At 67.0% G+C, this 15,884-nt stretch carries 18 protein-coding genes and 3 tRNA genes; 7 read left to right on the plus strand and 14 right to left on the minus strand.

Annotated features, from left to right (window positions below; translation table 11 throughout):
- Positions 1-9 precede the first annotated feature (9 nt).
- The 5 genes from AB4Y80_RS05065 (at position 10) to AB4Y80_RS05085 (ending at position 5,239) form a co-directional block, all read left to right on the plus strand.
- The gene (locus AB4Y80_RS05065; protein ID WP_442212302.1) at positions 10-804 is read left to right on the plus strand and encodes a FadR/GntR family transcriptional regulator; all 795 of its coding nucleotides are present in this window, start codon (positions 10-12) and stop codon (positions 802-804) included.
- A 76-nt stretch (positions 805-880) separates the two neighbouring features.
- On the plus strand, positions 881-1,702 hold the full coding sequence (gene nadE, locus AB4Y80_RS05070; protein WP_442212304.1) for an ammonia-dependent NAD(+) synthetase: 822 nt from the start codon (positions 881-883) through the stop codon (positions 1,700-1,702).
- A gap of 111 nt (positions 1,703-1,813) precedes the next feature.
- A complete protein-coding gene (locus tag AB4Y80_RS05075) occupies positions 1,814-3,538 on the plus strand; it encodes an AMP-binding protein (protein ID WP_442212307.1) in 1,725 nt (574 codons plus the stop codon).
- Between the two features lie 51 nt (positions 3,539-3,589).
- Positions 3,590-4,393: an exodeoxyribonuclease III gene (locus tag AB4Y80_RS05080; protein ID WP_442212309.1), complete on the plus strand. Its 804-nt coding sequence runs from the start codon at positions 3,590-3,592 to the stop codon at positions 4,391-4,393.
- Positions 4,394-4,396: 3 nt separating this feature from the next.
- On the plus strand, positions 4,397-5,239 hold the full coding sequence (locus AB4Y80_RS05085; protein WP_442212312.1) for a hypothetical protein: 843 nt from the start codon (positions 4,397-4,399) through the stop codon (positions 5,237-5,239).
- Positions 5,240-5,441: 202 nt separating this feature from the next.
- On the opposite strand, the gene AB4Y80_RS05090 is transcribed toward AB4Y80_RS05085, so the two are convergent.
- From AB4Y80_RS05090 to AB4Y80_RS05155, 14 genes are all read right to left on the minus strand, one after another.
- Entirely contained in the window at positions 5,442-6,455 is a 1,014-nt protein-coding gene (locus AB4Y80_RS05090; protein WP_442212314.1) for a LacI family DNA-binding transcriptional regulator, read from the minus strand.
- Positions 6,456-6,581: 126 nt separating this feature from the next.
- A complete protein-coding gene (locus AB4Y80_RS05095; protein ID WP_442212316.1) occupies positions 6,582-6,839 on the minus strand; it encodes a hypothetical protein in 258 nt (85 codons plus the stop codon).
- Positions 6,840-7,730, minus strand: a complete 891-nt coding sequence (locus tag AB4Y80_RS05100; RefSeq protein ID WP_442212317.1) for a carbohydrate ABC transporter permease — start codon at positions 7,728-7,730, stop codon at positions 6,840-6,842.
- Positions 7,727-8,755, minus strand: a complete 1,029-nt coding sequence (locus AB4Y80_RS05105; protein ID WP_442212319.1) for a carbohydrate ABC transporter permease — start codon at positions 8,753-8,755, stop codon at positions 7,727-7,729. The genes AB4Y80_RS05100 and AB4Y80_RS05105 overlap by 4 nt, the downstream gene beginning before the upstream one ends.
- Positions 8,756-8,873: 118 nt before the next feature.
- A complete protein-coding gene (locus tag AB4Y80_RS05110) occupies positions 8,874-10,157 on the minus strand; it encodes an ABC transporter substrate-binding protein (RefSeq protein WP_442212321.1) in 1,284 nt (427 codons plus the stop codon).
- 328 nt (positions 10,158-10,485) lie between these two features.
- Positions 10,486-10,737, minus strand: a complete 252-nt coding sequence (locus tag AB4Y80_RS05115) for a CsbD family protein (RefSeq protein WP_442212322.1) — start codon at positions 10,735-10,737, stop codon at positions 10,486-10,488.
- Positions 10,738-10,805: 68 nt separating this feature from the next.
- Entirely contained in the window at positions 10,806-11,426 is a 621-nt protein-coding gene (locus AB4Y80_RS05120) for a hypothetical protein (RefSeq protein ID WP_442212324.1), read from the minus strand.
- On the minus strand, positions 11,423-12,016 hold the full coding sequence (locus AB4Y80_RS05125) for a DUF6286 domain-containing protein (protein WP_442212325.1): 594 nt from the start codon (positions 12,014-12,016) through the stop codon (positions 11,423-11,425). Before AB4Y80_RS05125 ends, AB4Y80_RS05120 begins: the two co-directional genes overlap by 4 nt.
- On the minus strand, positions 12,013-12,357 hold the full coding sequence (locus AB4Y80_RS05130; protein ID WP_442212326.1) for a hypothetical protein: 345 nt from the start codon (positions 12,355-12,357) through the stop codon (positions 12,013-12,015). Before AB4Y80_RS05130 ends, AB4Y80_RS05125 begins: the two co-directional genes overlap by 4 nt.
- A gap of 29 nt (positions 12,358-12,386) precedes the next feature.
- Entirely contained in the window at positions 12,387-12,578 is a 192-nt protein-coding gene (locus AB4Y80_RS05135; protein ID WP_442212328.1) for a DUF2273 domain-containing protein, read from the minus strand.
- Positions 12,575-13,075: an Asp23/Gls24 family envelope stress response protein gene (locus tag AB4Y80_RS05140; RefSeq protein ID WP_442212330.1), complete on the minus strand. Its 501-nt coding sequence runs from the start codon at positions 13,073-13,075 to the stop codon at positions 12,575-12,577. Before AB4Y80_RS05140 ends, AB4Y80_RS05135 begins: the two co-directional genes overlap by 4 nt.
- 143 nt (positions 13,076-13,218) lie before the next feature.
- Positions 13,219-13,294, minus strand: a tRNA-Phe gene (locus tag AB4Y80_RS05145).
- Positions 13,295-13,353: 59 nt separating this feature from the next.
- Positions 13,354-13,427 (minus strand) — tRNA-Asp (locus tag AB4Y80_RS05150).
- A gap of 122 nt (positions 13,428-13,549) precedes the next feature.
- Positions 13,550-13,622: transfer RNA gene (locus tag AB4Y80_RS05155), tRNA-Glu, on the minus strand.
- Positions 13,623-13,800: 178 nt separating this feature from the next.
- Between AB4Y80_RS05155 and AB4Y80_RS05160 the strand changes: the two genes are divergently transcribed.
- Positions 13,801-14,208: a metallopeptidase family protein gene (locus tag AB4Y80_RS05160; protein WP_442212332.1), complete on the plus strand. Its 408-nt coding sequence runs from the start codon at positions 13,801-13,803 to the stop codon at positions 14,206-14,208.
- A gap of 210 nt (positions 14,209-14,418) precedes the next feature.
- Entirely contained in the window at positions 14,419-15,855 is a 1,437-nt protein-coding gene (locus tag AB4Y80_RS05165; protein WP_442212334.1) for a C40 family peptidase, read from the plus strand.
- The last annotated feature ends 29 nt before the right edge of the window (positions 15,856-15,884 follow it).

The following is a 15,884-nucleotide window of genomic DNA, read 5'->3' on the forward strand; positions in this document are numbered from 1 at the left end:
GATGCTTCCATGACCACGTCCCGGACCGCTGATGCGCCGACCCCCAAGCACACCCCGGGGGCGGAGTCGGCGGCGCCCCCACCCGTGCCGCCGCGCGGTTACCTGCACTCCGCGCTGGTGGACAAACTCGGCCTGGCGGTGGTCACCCGGGACTTCCCGCCCAACACGGTGCTGAGCATTGAGGAGCTCGAGGCGCGCTATGGCGTTTCCCGCTCCGTCATCCGCGAGGTCATCAGGGTCTTGTCCTCGCTGGGCCTGCTGGCCTCCCGGCGGCGCCTGGGCACGGTCGTCCAGCCGAAGTCGGGCTGGAATCTTTACGACGCCCACGTCATCCGCTGGCGCCTGGCCTCGGACGCGCGACTCGAACAGCTGCGCAGCCTCAGCGAGCTGCGCTCCGCCATTGAACCCCAGGCGGCCAAGCTGGCGGCACTGCGGGCCAGCCTGGCCGACGCCAGCGACCTGGTCTCCCTCTCCGCCAAGATGTGGGCCGCCGGCCACGCCTCCCGCATGGATGAATTTCTCGCCTTGGATGTCCTCTTCCATGCCAAGGTCCTGCAGTCCTCCGGCAATGAAATGTTTGCCCAGCTCAACGACGTGGTGGCCGAGGTCCTCAAGGGCCGGAACGAACATGGCCTGATGCCGCACACGCCCAACCGCCTGGCCCTGCAATTTCACGTGGACGTCGCCGGCGCCATCCAGCGCGGGGACGGCGACGCGGCGCATGCGGCCATGACTAAAATAGTCGAACAATCCATCGACGAGACGGCCGTCATCTGGCAAAAGGACCACCCGCCCGCGGCGTAGCCGCGAGCGCGAAAGCGATAGGCGGGGACGCCCCCGGCCCGGCGTGGCCACATCTCTCACGCGCTACGCTGGTCCCATGCGCGAACTCCAGGCACAAATCATTGCAGAACTTGGCGTCAAGCCCCGGATTGACCCGGCCGCGGAGGTCACCCGGCGGGTGTCCTTCCTGGTGGACTACCTCAAGGCCACCGGCACCGGGGGCTTCGTCCTGGGCGTCAGCGGCGGGCTGGACTCCACCCTGGCCGGGCGGCTGGCGCAGCTGGCCGTCGAACGGCTCGCCGAGGAGGGAATCGAGGCCAACTTCATCGCCGTGCGCCTGCCGTACGGGGTGCAGCACGACGAAGACGACGCCCGGGCGGCCATGGACTTCATCCGGCCCAAGACCGCGAAGACGTTTGACATCGCCCTGGCCGTGGACGGGTTTGCGGCCGCGTTCGCCACGACTGCGGAGGGGGTGATCAGCGACTTCGACAAGGGCAACATCAAGGCCCGCTCCCGCATGGTGGCCCAGTACGCGCTGGCGGGGCAGGAAAACCTGCTGGTGATCGGCACCGACCACGCCGCGGAGTCGGTCACGGGCTTCTTCACGAAGTTTGGCGACGGGGGCGCCGACATCCTGCCCCTGTTCACGCTGAACAAGCGCCAAAACCGGGCCCTCCTCCGCGAGCTTGGCGCCCCGGAGCAGCTCTACAACAAGGTTCCGACCGCCGACCTGCTGGATGGGCGGCCCGGGCGCACTGACGAGGACGAGCTCGGCGTCAGCTATGACGACATCGATGACTACCTGGAGGGCAGGGACATCCCCGAGGCTGCCGCTGCGTCGATCGAGCGCCGCTTCGTGCGGACCCGGCACAAGCGCACCACCCCGGTCTCCCTGCTGGACACGTGGTGGCACTAGCGGGCCAACTTCGCCGAGGYGCGCGTATATTTCAAGATGAGTCAACGACCGTGAATTGAGTCCCGCTGGTGCCGCGCCACAGGCCGGCAGCGCAGGCGAAAGGTGAACACCATGAACGTCACTGAAGAATTCCGTGCAGCGCGCGACCACCTGCTGGCGCTGCGCCTGGACTACGCCCGGGCCAACAGGGAATTCCAGTGGCCGCAATTCACCGAGTTTAACTTCGCCCTGGACTGGATCGACGCGATCGCCCGGGACCCGATCCGGGGCGCCAAGCCCGCCCTGGTCATTGTGGAGGAGGACGGGCGCGCCATGCGCCGGAGCTTCGCCGACCTTTCCGCCCGTTCCAACCAGGTGGCCAACTGGTTGCGCGGGAAGGGCATCGCCCGCGGGGACCACATGATCATCATGCTCGGCAACCAGGTGGAACTGTGGGAACTGATGCTCGCCTGCATCAAGCTCGGGGTGGTCATGATCCCCACCACCACCATGATGGGCCCGGCGGACCTGCGGGACCGGGTGGAACGCGGCGCCGCCCGCTGGGTCGGCGCCCGGACCGAGGACCTCGCCAAATTTGCGCACGTGCCCGGTGACTACACCCTGATCGGCATCGGCGCCGGGGCCCGGGATGGGGACGTCGGCCGGCCGGTCCTGGACTATGCGGATGCGGCCCGCGTCGCCACGGACTTCACCGCGACCGCACCCACCCTGGCCGATGAGACCATGCTGCTCTATTTCACCTCCGGCACCACCTCCAAGGCCAAGCTCGTCGAGCACACCCACACCTCCTACCCCGTGGGCCACCTGTCCACCATGTATTGGATTGGGCTCGAGCCCGGGGACGTCCACCTAAACGTCGCCTCGCCCGGCTGGGCCAAGCACGCCTGGTCCAACGTCTTCACCCCGTGGATCGCCGAGGCCGCCGTCTTCATCTACAACTACGCCCGCTTCGACGCCAAGGCCCTCATGGCGCAGATGGACCGCGAGCATGTGAGCAGCTTTTGCGCCCCGCCCACCGTGTGGCGCATGCTCATCCAGGCGGACCTGACCCTGTTGAAAAACCCGCCCACCAAGGTGGTTTCCGCCGGTGAGCCGCTGAACGCGGAGGTGATCGAGCAGGTCGAGCGCGCGTGGGGCCAGACCATCCGCGACGGTTTTGGCCAGACCGAGACCACCGTGCAGGTCGCCAACACCCCCGGGGTGCCCATCAAGATCGGCTCCATGGGCCGGCCCCTGCCGGGTTACGACGTGGCCCTGGTTGACCTGCTCACAGGGGAGGAGGGAGACGACGGCGAACTTTGCCTGCGCCTGGATCCGGCCCCCGTGGGGCTCACCAAGGGCTACTTTGGCGACCCCGAAAAGACGGCGGAGGCGTTCCGGGGCGGCTACTACCACACGGGGGATGTTGCCAGCCGGGATGAGAACGGCGTGCTGACCTACATCGGGCGCAGCGACGACGTCTTCAAGTCCTCCGACTACCGACTGTCCCCGTTCGAGCTTGAAAGCGTGCTGATCGAGCACCCGGCMGTGGCCGAGGCCGCCGTCGTCCCGTCCCCCGACGCCCTGCGCCTGAACGTGCCCAAGGCCTACGTGGTGCTGGCGGCCGCCTACGAGCCCAGCGACGCGCTGGCCGGTGAGATCTTCGCGTACTGCCGCGCCCACCTGCCCGCGTTCAAGCGGATCCGCCGGCTGGAATTCGCGGAATTGCCCAAGACCATTTCCGGAAAGATCCGACGCGTGGAGCTGCGGGCGCATGAACAGCAGCGCCACGGCGGCGCGGCCGTTCCGACCGGCCTGGGCCGGGAATATTCGGACACCGAGTTCACGGACAAATAACGCCGCCGCCGGGCCGGCGCGCCGGGCCCGATAACTTGATAGCTTGGGTACGTGCTGATTGCTACCTGGAATGTGAATTCGCTGCGCGCCCGAGCCGACCGCGTGGAGGACTGGCTGCGCCGCACCGACGTGGACGTGCTGGCCATCCAAGAAACCAAGTGCCGGGATGAGAACTTCCCCTGGGAGCTCTTTGAAAACAACGGCTACGAGGTGGCCCACTTCGGGCTGAGCCAGTGGAACGGCGTGGCGATCGCCTCCAGGGTCGGGCTCGAGGACGTCGAGCGCACCTTTGCCGGCCAGCCGGTGTTTGGCAAGGGCGGCAAGGACCCGGTCCAGGAGGCGCGCGCCATCGGTGCCACGTGCAACGGCGTGCGCGTCTGGAGCCTGTACGTGCCCAACGGCCGCGCGCTCAACGATGAACACATGCCCTACAAGCTGCAGTGGCTCAGCGAGCTGAAGAGCCAGGCCACGGGTTGGCTGGCCGCCGATCCCGGGGCCCAGATCGCCCTCATGGGTGACTGGAACATTGCCCCCCAGGACGACGACGTCTGGGACATCGACTATTTCCGCACCGAGGGCCTGACCCACGTCAGCGAACCGGAGCGGGCGGCCTTTGGCGCATTTGTCGCGGCAGGATTTGCCGACGTCGTCCGGCCCCTGCATCCCGGACCGGGCGTCTACACCTACTGGGACTACACGCAGCTGCGCTTCCCACGGAAGGAGGGCATGCGCATTGACTTTGTCATGGCCTCGCCCGCCCTGGCCGCCCGGGTGACGGACGCCCGGATTGACCGCCAGGAACGCAAGGGCAAGGGCGCCTCGGACCATGCCCCGGTGATTGTGGAGCTGAGCTAGGCCATGCGCAACGGGCTGTATTTGGGCGGCGTGCAATTGCCGTTTGTTTCCAGCCTGCGCATCTATTTGCCCCGCGAGGCGTACACGGCCGAACAGTTCGCCTACCTCCAGGGCAGGCTGGACGCCGAACAAAACCCGGTCAGCGTGGACGCGCAGGAACTGGCGGACTCGCTCGGGCGGGTCAGCCGCAACTCGCCCAACCCGCTGCCCACCCCGGCGGTGGATCGGGTGCGGATCCTGCAGATGACGCAGGGCTCCCCGCTGTTGTACGCGCCGAACCAGGTGGCCGCGCGGGCCGTGGCGGCGGCCGTTGAATTGCTCAGCGGCGCCACCGCACCATTGGCGCACCTGGTGGTGCCGGAGACGGAGTGGCGCACCCACGTGACCCGGGCCGGGGCCGTGCCGCAACTGATCGGCCCGCTGCAGACCCGCACCTCCACGTGGGGGATCCCGTTTAGCTGGTTCACGCTGGTGTACGCCAACGACCGCATGGAGGTGGTGGAGGCGAATGGCCGGGTGCTCACGGTGCGCATCCAGGTGCCGCTGCCGGTGGCCGTCGGCCGGAGCGGGCGGACGCTGAAGATGCTCGCGGAAATGGCGCCGGAGCTGGACCTCTTTGAGGAGCTGGCCGAGCTCCATGAATGGCTGGACGGCTTCAGCGATGACGGCGTGGTGGAGCTGGACTACGGGCCGGTCGCGAACCGGGTCCACCCGGACGAGTCCCCCGCCGACGTCCACACCGGGCTGCAGTGCCTGGCCGACGGCGACCTCACCGGAGCCGCCGCGGCATACCGCCGGCTCGCGTCCCGGTGGATTCCCATCCGCCAGCTTGCCCGCGCCAATTAGGGTCCGCTCCGTCCCCTTTGGTGCAGAACTGCCGAACGCTGAGCTGCCGGGTGCAGAGAGCCGGGTGCTGAGCTGCCGAGTGCTGAGCTGCCGAGTGCGTAGATAACGTCGTTCCCGCCGTTGGGAACAACCTTATCTACGCACTCGGCGCCGCTTTGGGGACGCTTCGGGGCGCTGGAGCGCGCCGGGGCAGCCCGCGGGCTCAGCGCTGCGGCGGGGCCGTGGATTCACGGATCACCAGCTCAAACGGCTGGACGCGGTCCTGGATGGCCGCCGGTTTCCCGCGCAGTTCGGCCAGCAGCATTTCGGTGGCCGTCCGCCCGTGTTCCAGCGGCTTCTGGGCGATGGTGGTCAGCCCGGCGGGGGCCGAAAAGTCGTGGTCGTCGATCCCGATGACCGAGAGGTCTTCCGGGATGCGGATGCCGCGGCGGCGCGCCACGAACATCAGCCCCAGGGCCATCTCGTCAGAACCGCAAAAAACCGCCGTCGGGGCGTCTCCCGGCGCGTCAAAGATTTTCTCGGCCGCGCGCACACCCTCCGTGACGGTAAAGTCCCCCGGCACGCTCCACTCCGGGCGCACGTCCAGGCCGGCCGCGGCCATGGCACGCTCGAAGGCGAGGTTTCGCAGCGCCGGAACCTTGAAGTTGTATTCTCCCTCCGTACCGCCGCGCAAGTGCCCGATCTTGCGATGGCCCAGTCCGACCAGGTGCAAGGTGGCGGCCGTGGCGGCAGCGTCGTCGTCGATGTGCACGCCCAGGCAGCCCTCCACCGGGCCGCCCACGGATATCAGGGGGATCTCGGTGCGCTGAAGCTGGCTGAGCTCCTCGGGGGTCAGCCCCAGCGAGAGCACCACCAGGGCGTCGATTTGGTTGCGGACCATGGTCTCGGTGAAGGATCGCTGGCGTCCGTGCACGTAGCCGCCCAGGCTGAAGAGCAGCAGGTTGTAGCCATTCTCGCGCAGCACCTGGTCGATGCCCTCGATCGCGTGCCCAAAATACCAGCGGTCCACGAACGGCACCAGTACGCCAACGGTCTTGGTGCGCCCGGTGGCCAGGCCCGTGGCCGACGGGGACGGGACGTAGCCGAGCTCGGCCGCCACCGCCATCACCTTGGCCCGGGTGGAGGCCCGGACCCGGGGCAGGTCCCGCAGGGCGCGCGACACCGTTGCGGTGGAGACCTGCGCGCGCGCGGCAACGTCATCGATGCTGACGCCCATTTTCACTTTCCCAACTAATATCCACGGTCGTCGTCCCGACGGATACTCACCGGTCCGGCGCTTTTGTCCCGGAACGGGTCGCCGCAGTAGCTTATCAAGCTCGACGCCGGACCCGCTCACGGTGCCCTAGCGGGGGCGCCTCCCCACGCGCGGTGGCAGCCTCCGCCGGAGCCGGATCATCCCCCACAGTCCCAGGACCATGGCCAGCAGGCCCAGCGCCCAGAGTATGGCGGGCTGCCCGGTCACCTCCAACCAGATGGTGATCGCCAGGACGACCAACGTCCAAAACCCCAGGAAGCCGATGATCATGTCAAAATCTTCGGCACTGCGCTGCCGGGACGCGGGGGCGTGCAGGCCCGAGTCCTTGGGCGCGCGCGCCGGCATCTATTTCACCGCCCCGGCGGTCAGGCCCGCGACGATCTTTCGCTGGAACACCAACACCAGGATGACCAGCGGAATGGTGACCACGGTACCTGCCGCCATGACGGCGGTGTACGGTTCCTGGTGTGGTTGGGAGCCGGCAAAGGAGGCAATTGCCACGGTCACGGTCTTCGTCGCTTCATTGGAGAACAGGTTGGCGATCAGGTACTCGTTCCAGGAGGCGATGAAGGCCAGGATGGCGGTGGTGAAGACGGCCGGTGCGGCCAACGGCATGATCACCTTGCGGAATGCCTGCCCCTGGGTGCAGCCGTCGATGCGCGCGGACTCCTCCAGTTCCCACGGCATTTCGCGGAAGAAGGATGTGAGCGTGTAAACGGTCAGCGGCAGGACAAAGGAGATGTTCGGGATGATCATGGCTTGGTAGCTGCCCATCCAGCCGATGTCGGTGAAGAGTTGGAACAGCGGCGTGACGATCGCAACCCCCGGGAACATGGAGGCTCCCAGAATGAAGCCGAGCACCAGGAACTTTCCGCGGAAGTTCAGCCGCGCCAGGGCATAGGCGGCGAAAACGCCGAAAAGCAAGGCCACCACGGTTGTCACGGACGAGATGAAGAAGGAATTCCACAGGTTCCGGGCAAAGTGGTTTCCCAGGTCCTCGGAGAAGACGGTCACGAAATTGTCCCAGGTCACGTGCGTGAAGAACGGGGCCGAGTCAAAGGTGAAGCCGACGTCGCGGAACGCGGTGACGATCATCCAGTAGAAGGGCAGCAGGCACCAGATGAAGATGACGGCCGCGCTGGTGTAGGTCCGGGTGCTTGCCCAGTTTTCGCGTCTGCGGGCCACCGACTTGGCGGCCGCCGTGTGCGCACTGACGGTGGATGTTGCGGTGCTCATTTCTTCCCCCTCGCTCCGCCGCTGGCGGATTCAACGGCGTTGGCCCCCAGGAAACGCACGAAGATGAACGCCACGATGAAGATGATCAAGAACGTGATGGTGGACAGGGCGGCGGCCGAGTTGAAGCCGACGCCGATCTGGTTGACCACCAGAATTGACAAGGTGGTGGTGCCGTTCGCGCCGCCGGTCATGATGGCCGGGAGATCGTACATGCGCAGCGCGTCAAGGACGCGGAACAAAATGGCGACCATCAGGGCCGGCTTGACGAGCGGGAGCGTGATTTGCGTGAAGCGCTGCCAGGCCGAGGCACCGTCCACCTTGGCCGCCTCATACACCTCGGCGGGGATTATTTGCAGGCCCGCCAAAATCAACAGTGCCATGAACGGCGTCGTTTTCCAGACGTCGGCGATGATGATGGCGGCCCGTGCCGGCCCGTCGCTCCCGGTCCACAGGATGGAGGTGTTGAAGAGGGTGTTCGCAATGCCGTCAAAGGCGAAGATGAAGAACCACAGCTTGGCGGTGACGGCGGTGGGGATGGCCCACGGGACCAGGACGGCGGCACGAAGGGCGCTGCGACCACGGAATGTGCGTGCCATGATGATGGCCATCCAGAACCCCAGCAGGGTTTCCAGTGCAACGGTGACCACGGTGAAGAAGAATGTGACACCGGTGGCGCTCCAGAATTGTGCGCCCAACGTGCCCGGCGGACAGGTGGCGGTGCCGTTGGGCGAGGCACACTGCTGCAAGAGCCAGTGCGTGTAGTTGGCCACGCCGGCGAACCCGCCGGCCACGAAGGTCCCGGTGACCGGGTCCAGGCCCTGATCCTGCTGCACGGACATGATGATCGCGTTCACCACGGGGTACAGGATCACGATCGAGAGCACAATCAGGGACGGGATGACCAAGAGCGCCGCGGCACGGCCCTGGGTTTTTTCCTTCCGGTCCTGGCCGACTTCCTTGTCCGGCCCACCGGCACGGGGCGTCGTGCGTCCCCGCCTGGCGCCGGGTTCAACCTGTGTTGTCATGACTGCTTCCTTTCACCACAAAAACGTTTTTCACCACCGCAGCGGTGAAGCGTTCCGATGGTGTGCCGGCGGCCCTACAACACAGGTGGCCGGCACACCACGCGGAAGACGCCGATGGTTACTGCGCGCCGGCCGAGTTGATGGCGTTTTGCATGTCCGCCAGGGCCTGGTCAACGGTCTTGTCACCCTTGATGGCGGCGAAACTGTTTTGCTGCACGGCGAGCGTGACCGCCGGGTAGAAGGGGCTCACGGGGCGCGGCACGGCGTTCTCGATCGAGGTCAGCAGCACGGGCAGGTACGGCAGTTTCGCAACCAGTGCCGCATCCTTGTACAGCTCGGCGCGAACCGGGGCCAGGGAGCCTTGGGTCGCGTAGAACTTCTCCGTCTCAACGCTGGTCATGAACGCCAGGAAGTCCTTGGCCGTGGCCTTGTACTTGGAGTAGACGTTGATCGCCATGTTGTGGCCACCCAGCGAGGATGCGCCGGGGCCGTCCTTGCCGGGCAGCGGGGCCACGGCGTACTTGTCCTTGACCACGGAGGACCCGTCGGTCTTGGCCAGGTTGAACACATACGGCCAGTTGCGCAGGAACAGCAGCTTGCCGGCCTCAAAGGACTGCCGGCCCTGCTCCTCCTGGTAGGTGATGGCCTGCTTGGGGATGTTGCCGTCCTTGTAGGCCTGCACCAGGTTGTTCAGCCCGGCCTTGGCGTCGGCGCTGTCCACGGTGGCCTTGCCGTTCTTATCGACCACGGTGCCGCCCGCGGTGTTGATGGCCTCGGCCACGTTGACGGTCAGGCCCTCATACTGGGAGAACTGGCCCGCGTAGCAGTCAATGTTCTTGGCCTTGGCGATGGAGCACATGCCCATCATCTCCTCCCAGGTCTTGGGTGGGGTGGGGACAAGGTCCTTGCGGTAGTACAGCATGCCGCCATCGGAGGTTTGCGGGGCCGCATAGAGGACGTCCTTGTACGTTCCGGTGGCCACGGTGGCCGGCAGGAACCCTGAGGTGTCAAAGGCCAGCTTGTCCTTGAGCGGCTGCAGCCAGCCCTTGGCCGCAAATTCCGCGGTCCACACCACGTCAACGTCCACGACGTCGTAACCGGCCGTCTTGGCCTGGAAGTTCTTGACCAGGTCATCGTGCTGCTGGTCTGCCTTGTCCGATTGCTCCTTGAAGGTCACCTTCTCGTTCGGGTGCGCGGCGTTCCATTTGTCCACCAGCGGACGGACGACGTTGGAGTTGTCCTTGCCCTGGACATAAGTGATCGGCCCGCGGCCGTCCAGGTTGTTCGCGGCATCCCCGCCGCCTCCCCCGGTTCCGCCGCTGCCGCCCCCGCCGCAGGCCGCCAGCGTCATGGCCAGGACCGATGCAGCGGCCAATCCCGCAAATCTGGTTGAGTGTCTCATTCCAAACTCTTTCCCGTAAGTAAAAGTGGAGCAACGGCACGCCGGTGCTTGCGTGCGGTCTTGAGGTGATGCGGCTCACTCTAGTAACGGGAAAGGCACCAGTGCAAGCGCTTACGCAAAATTGTGACCATTTCATTATGAACGGACCAGCCCATGGCTTCCCGGCCCGAATCGGCCGCGCCCCATGATGCGCTGGCGCCGCAATTTATCGGGCTTACCCGACTTTTCCGCGTTCGACCGGCGACGGTAACGCGGCGGGCAGGGCGAACCCACGGCCGCACCCGCAGTGGCCCGGCCGCGGCCTAAAACCGGCTCACGCCGCGGTGGGTTACTTCTCTCGCTTGAACAGGCCCGCCAGCTTGGCGCCGAAGCCCTTGACGTTTTCGGTCGCGTCCTGCGCGAACTCCTTCACGTTTTCGGTCGCGTCCTGCGCGAACTCCTGCAAGTTTTCTGTGGCGTCCTGCGCAAACGCCTTGACTTTTTCACCGGTATCGCCGGCGAGGTCCTTGATCCTGGCGGCGGCTTCGGCGGCCGGGTCCTTGGCCTGCCCCTGCGGGTTCTGCGCGTTATCCTCGCTCATCTCAGACTCCCTCTCGTGGAACTGCGTGCCCCCGGCAGGTGGTACACCCGAGGGTGGATGGTGACAGACTAGCGGACCCGTTCCGCTTTCGTGAACCGTGACCTTGCTCCGGATCCAATACTGACCAGCACCGGCACCGCAACACCGACCAACGTGTCCATGGCCTCCACCAGGGCGCCAATGTCCGCGGCGACAACATGCGGGGCCACGCCCTGCCGCGGCAGGACCCGGACCCGCAGCGACGTCCGGCCGCGGAAGTCGTAGCTCGTCACGGACACGCCCAGGAGGTCGGTGCGCTCGAGCAGGGCACTCTTGAGCGCCTGCTCGGCCACGGCGCAACTGAGCAGGACCTTGCCGGCGGCGCCGTCGTCGTCCGCGGAACCGGCATAGTAATGCAGGATCCCCGCCCGGCCCTTGCCCTGGTTGGCGATCCACGACAGCATGCAGACGGCGATCAGCAGCAGGGCGGCCGCCACCACCAGCCAGATCCAGCTGCCGCCACCGGGGAAGAAGTGCGTCCCCCGGGCCAGCTCGCCAAGTCCGGACACCGCCCGTGCGGACCAGCCCTGCCACCAGCGCCCCGCGGCAGGGACCGTGGCCAGTGTGGCCAGGGCCGCCCCCAGCGCCATGAATACCAGCCCGATCAAGCCCAGAAGAACCCTGTTCAGGCCCCGCGGCGTGCCGTTCATACGCCGATCACCCCCGTCGCGGCCAGGCTGACGGTCACCGCGGGTGCCGGCTCCAGGCCCATGACGTCCAGCTCGGCCTCCACGGCCGCCTGGATCTGGTCTTCATCCAGCCGAATCCCGGAGGTGGGCCGCACATTTACGTGCACGGTGCGGGCCGTTACGACCACCATGACCTGTTCCCGGCTCACGCCGGCGGCAACGCGGGCGCGGCGGGCCAGCGCGGAGGCGATGACCTCATCATCAACCACCACCGCCACGCGCGGGTCCGCGATGACGTGGCGGGCGCGCCGGCCCGGCAGCACCGCCTGGGCGAACAAGATCAGTCCGAGCAAGAAGACCAGCAGGCCGAGCACGGTGAGCAGCACGCCGGAAGGCCCGTGCGGCAGTTCCGTGAGCTGTTGCGCGGCGATCGGCGGGTCCAGGAGCCACGGCGGCTGGCCCAGCGCGCGCAACAACGCCTCCAGCAGCCCGTAAATGGCCAGCAGGGTCACGATGACGGCGGCCGTGACGGAAAGCGGGGCCCGGGAGGAATGCGTTTCGCGCCGGAGGATGTGCGCGCTGATGGCCTGCATTCCGGCGGGGCTGCTCATTGGACGCGCCCCCCGTCACTGGCCTGGATGCCGGTGACGCGCATGTTCACCTGGCTGACGTGCGATCCCGTGAGGCGTTCCACCTGCGCCAGGATCACTGCCTTGGCCGCCGTGGCCCGCGCCAGGATGCTGCCGCCGGTGGCCGCCACCCGGGCGGGACTGTGCAGCACCTCAACCAGCGGGGGCGCGCTGATGGGGGCCGACACGGACAAACCCAGGGCGCCGGCGTCGTCCGCCCACGACACGCGCACCTGGGCGGGCAGCACGCCCAGGACATCCGCGGCGGCCGCCCGGGCCACGGACGTCAACGCCTGGGTGCTGATGCGGTTGTGCCCCGCCAATTTTCGTCCGGAAATCGGGGCCGGTCCCGTCACGACGACGAACGCCGGCCGCTCAGGGCGTCCAGGGCGCCGCGCCAGTCGAGCTTGCCGCCGACGGCCCGGCCAACGAGCGCACCCACGGCCACGAAGACGGCGGCCAGCAGGAAGCCCCAAAAGCCGAATTCAAGGGCCATGAAGGCCAGAAAGGCGCCAAAGGCTGCACACACCACGGTCGGGTTCACGGCTGCTCCTGACGTTGGGCGGGGGTCACGGCGACGGTCCCCGCGGGCGCCTTCGGGGTACTGCCGAACCGCTCCGCCAGGCGCGGCCGGGCGGGCAATTTCTCGGCGTCGGGAATGTGGACATCGGTGATCTCGATGTTGACCTCGATCACGCTGCGGCCCACCAGTCCCTCGACCGCCGCGTAGACGGCCGCCCGCACGGAGTCCGCCAGGTCCTGGAGCGGGTACCCGTATTCGGCCATGAACACGATATCCACGGCCACCTGGGACTCACCGACCTCCACCCGGACCCCCTGGGTCAGGTCCGTGACCCCGACGGCGTCGCGGATCGCGCCCAGGGAGCGTGAGGCCCCGGAGCCCAGGGCGAACACCCCGGCCACCGAACGGGCGGCAACGCCGACCACCTTCGCCACCGCGGTATCGGCGATGACCGTGCGTCCTTGCACGATGTCCGGGGTGGCGAGCGGGAATTCCGGCTCCTGGCTGTGCCCGTCCATAAAAGCTCCTTAGCTCCTGTTTCCTTTACGGTAAGCCTATGCATCCCAAAGGTGGGGGGCAACGCCGGTGCCGTTTTGGGAGATTCTTGCGTGATTCCTGGGTGGTTAAAGCAAAAAACCCCCGAATACTCGGGGGTTTTGGCTGGTGGCTCCGACCGGCGTCGATCCGGTGACCTTTCGATTTTCAGTCGAACGCTCTACCAACTGAGCTACAGAGCCTTGGTGAACTGATAAAGCATTAGTCACCAGATTCTCCGGAATGAACCGGAAAACCAGAGCGACCCTGACGGGACTCGAACCCGCGACCTCCGCCGTGACAGGGCGGCGCGCTAACCAACTGCGCTACAGGGCCATGCTATTTCATTTTCATGCTGTTGCATTTTTCATACTTTTCACACTGTCGTGCGAAATTCACGAGATTATATCGTACCAGCCTTTTCGGGCCGGCTGAACCGCCGATATCCTCTCGCCACGTACCCCCAACGGGATTCGAACCCGTGCCGCCGCCGTGAAAGGGCGGTGTCCTAGGCCGCTAGACGATGGGGGCATCGTCACATCCGAACCGGTCCGCGGCTGTCCGCGTCCCGTCCGAAGTGGACTTGAAAAACTATATGGCCTATTCGGCCAGAACACAAAACGAGGGCGCCCGCTGTGCCGGCGGCCACACGGGCGGCTCCGCCGGGCGCTCTGTACGGCGGATTCGAGCCGAACACTAGGCTGATGACATGAGCTTCAACCCTTTGGCCTCAATACCGTCCTTTGGCCCCTTCGCCATGGGCGAGGCCGAATTCGACGCCGCCGTGCAGCAGGCCCTGGCCCAGATCCCCGCGGACATCCTTGCGGAGATGGACAATGTGGCGATCTTCGTCGAGGACGACTACGTCCCCGGCCCCCACGAGGAACCGGACACCGTACTGCTGGGGCTGTATGAAGGAACGCCGCTGACGGAACGGGATTCCTGGTGGGGGTCCGGGTCCCTGCCGGACCGCATCATCATCTTCCGCAATCCAATCCTGGGGATGTGCTCATCGCGCGAACAAGTCATTCATGAGGTGGCCGTGACGGTGGTTCATGAGATCGCCCACCACTTCGGCATTGGCGACGACCGCCTCCACGAGCTCGGCTGGGGGTAGCCGCCGGGCCCGTTCCTCGGCCCCATGGGCGTAAATGACACCGGTGTGGTTACAAGGATGTTGTTTAAGTTGCTGATGTGACTATTGTTGCCAAAGTTGTCTTACGGGCCGTAGTGTCGTGATTGCCGTGTAAATGCAGCCGCCCGCGGGCGGAAATCCGCCGTTGGGACGGCGCGCATTTACCCAACGATCTGCAGTGAGGTCTCCGAGATGAGTATGCGCTTTTTGGTTCGTGGAACGACCGCGCTGGCCTGCGCCGCCCTGGCCGCCACCGCCGTCGTGCCTTCCGCGCAAGCCGCCGTCCAGACTTCCTTCCCAACCTCCGTCCATGCCTCCCTCCAGGGACTGGCACCGGCGGGCTCCGCCTTTGCCCGCGTGATGCCGTCGAGCCCGGACATGCCCAGCGCCGAGGACATCGCCCGGGCCAAGTCCTCGGAGTCCGCAACCGCGGCCCAGGCCGCCGAGATTGAGGCGATCCTCAACGCATCCCTGGACCGGCTGCAGCGGACCGCCGTGCTGTCCATGGGCGCCAACACCCGGTACACGGATGCGCTCATGATGCTGGACCAGCGCAAGACCGCGGCGGAGGTGGCCCGGGCCAAGGCCGCGGCGGCCGCCAGGGACTACAAATCGGCCAAGTCCGAGCTGGGCCGGTTGGCCGGGAGCCTGTACAAGTCCGGCGGACTGAATCCAAGCCTCCAATCCCTGTTGGGCAGCTCCACCACGGATGACACGCTGTACCAGGCCTCAGCCTTGATGGCGCTCACGGCCAGCCGAAGCCGCACGCTGGACTCGGCCGCGGCCGCGGCGGCGACCTCCGCCGCCCTGCAGCAGCAGGCGGCGGCGGCCCAAAAGGCCGCGGACCAAGCCGCCGCGGCCGCAACCGACTCCAAGACAGAGGCCCAGGACGCCGCCGCCACCCAGGCGGCGGTCGTGAAGGACAACGCGGCCCAGCGCGGCGTCCTGGTGCAGCAACTGGCCACCCTGCACAACACCACCGTGGCTCTGGAAGGCGCCCGGGTGGACGCGCTGGCGGAAAAGGCCCGCCAGGAGTCCCTGCGGGCCCAGATCGCCGCGTCGAACCGCGCCCCGGCGCCCGTGCCGCCGCGTCCGGCGCCCACCACGACTGCACAGCAGCCGCCGGCAGCGACTCCGCCGGCCCCGCCCGTCGTACGGCCCACACCCCCGCCGGCGCAGGYGCCACAGCCCCCCGCACCCAAGCCCCAGCCGCCCGTCGCGCCGCCCGCGCCGCCCGCGCCGGTGCAGCCGGCCGGCTCGCACATACAGGTCATGGTCAATTTCGCCATGGCGCAGCGGGGCAAGCCCTACGCATGGGGCGGCAACGGACCCAACTCCTATGACTGCTCCGGACTGGTCCAGCAGGCGTTTGCCGCGGCCGGCGTCTCGGTCCCGCGCACGGGCACCGCACAGTTCTGGGCCGCCCCGCAGCGCGTGCCGCTGTCCCAGATGCGCTACGGCGACCTGCTGGTCTTTGATAGTGACGGCCACGGCAACTTTGGCCATATCGCCATCTACATCGGCAACGGCCAGGTGGTCCAGGCGCTGTATTACGGGACGCCGCTGGGCGTCACCCCGCTGGCCAACATGTCCGGCATGAACCTGTACCCGTACGCCGCCCGGTACTGAAAGCCGGCCGGGCGGCAGGCTCGAGCCCG

This window comes from Specibacter sp. RAF43, assembly GCF_052114065.1.
GTDB lineage: Bacteria > Actinomycetota > Actinomycetes > Actinomycetales > Micrococcaceae > Specibacter.

Excerpts from the sequence above, each read along its gene's own strand:
- AB4Y80_RS05110 (WP_442212321.1), bottom strand. The coding sequence starts at position 10,157 with ATGAGACACTCAACCAGATTTGCGGGATTGGCCGCTGCATCGGTCCTG.
- AB4Y80_RS05065 (WP_442212302.1), top strand. The coding sequence starts at position 10 with ATGACCACGTCCCGGACCGCTGATGCGCCGACCCCCAAGCACACCCCG.
- AB4Y80_RS05160 (WP_442212332.1), top strand. The coding sequence starts at position 13,801 with ATGAGCTTCAACCCTTTGGCCTCAATACCGTCCTTTGGCCCCTTCGCC.
- AB4Y80_RS05085 (WP_442212312.1), top strand. The coding sequence starts at position 4,397 with ATGCGCAACGGGCTGTATTTGGGCGGCGTGCAATTGCCGTTTGTTTCC.
- AB4Y80_RS05115 (WP_442212322.1), bottom strand. The coding sequence starts at position 10,737 with ATGAGCGAGGATAACGCGCAGAACCCGCAGGGGCAGGCCAAGGACCCG.
- AB4Y80_RS05125 (WP_442212325.1), bottom strand. The coding sequence starts at position 12,016 with ATGAGCAGCCCCGCCGGAATGCAGGCCATCAGCGCGCACATCCTCCGG.
- AB4Y80_RS05105 (WP_442212319.1), bottom strand. The coding sequence starts at position 8,755 with ATGACAACACAGGTTGAACCCGGCGCCAGGCGGGGACGCACGACGCCC.
- AB4Y80_RS05095 (WP_442212316.1), bottom strand. The coding sequence starts at position 6,839 with ATGCCGGCGCGCGCGCCCAAGGACTCGGGCCTGCACGCCCCCGCGTCC.
- AB4Y80_RS05100 (WP_442212317.1), bottom strand. The coding sequence starts at position 7,730 with ATGAGCACCGCAACATCCACCGTCAGTGCGCACACGGCGGCCGCCAAG.
- AB4Y80_RS05120 (WP_442212324.1), bottom strand. The coding sequence starts at position 11,426 with ATGAACGGCACGCCGCGGGGCCTGAACAGGGTTCTTCTGGGCTTGATC.
- nadE (WP_442212304.1), top strand. The coding sequence starts at position 881 with ATGCGCGAACTCCAGGCACAAATCATTGCAGAACTTGGCGTCAAGCCC.
- AB4Y80_RS05090 (WP_442212314.1), bottom strand. The coding sequence starts at position 6,455 with ATGGGCGTCAGCATCGATGACGTTGCCGCGCGCGCGCAGGTCTCCACC.
- AB4Y80_RS05140 (WP_442212330.1), bottom strand. The coding sequence starts at position 13,075 with ATGGACGGGCACAGCCAGGAGCCGGAATTCCCGCTCGCCACCCCGGAC.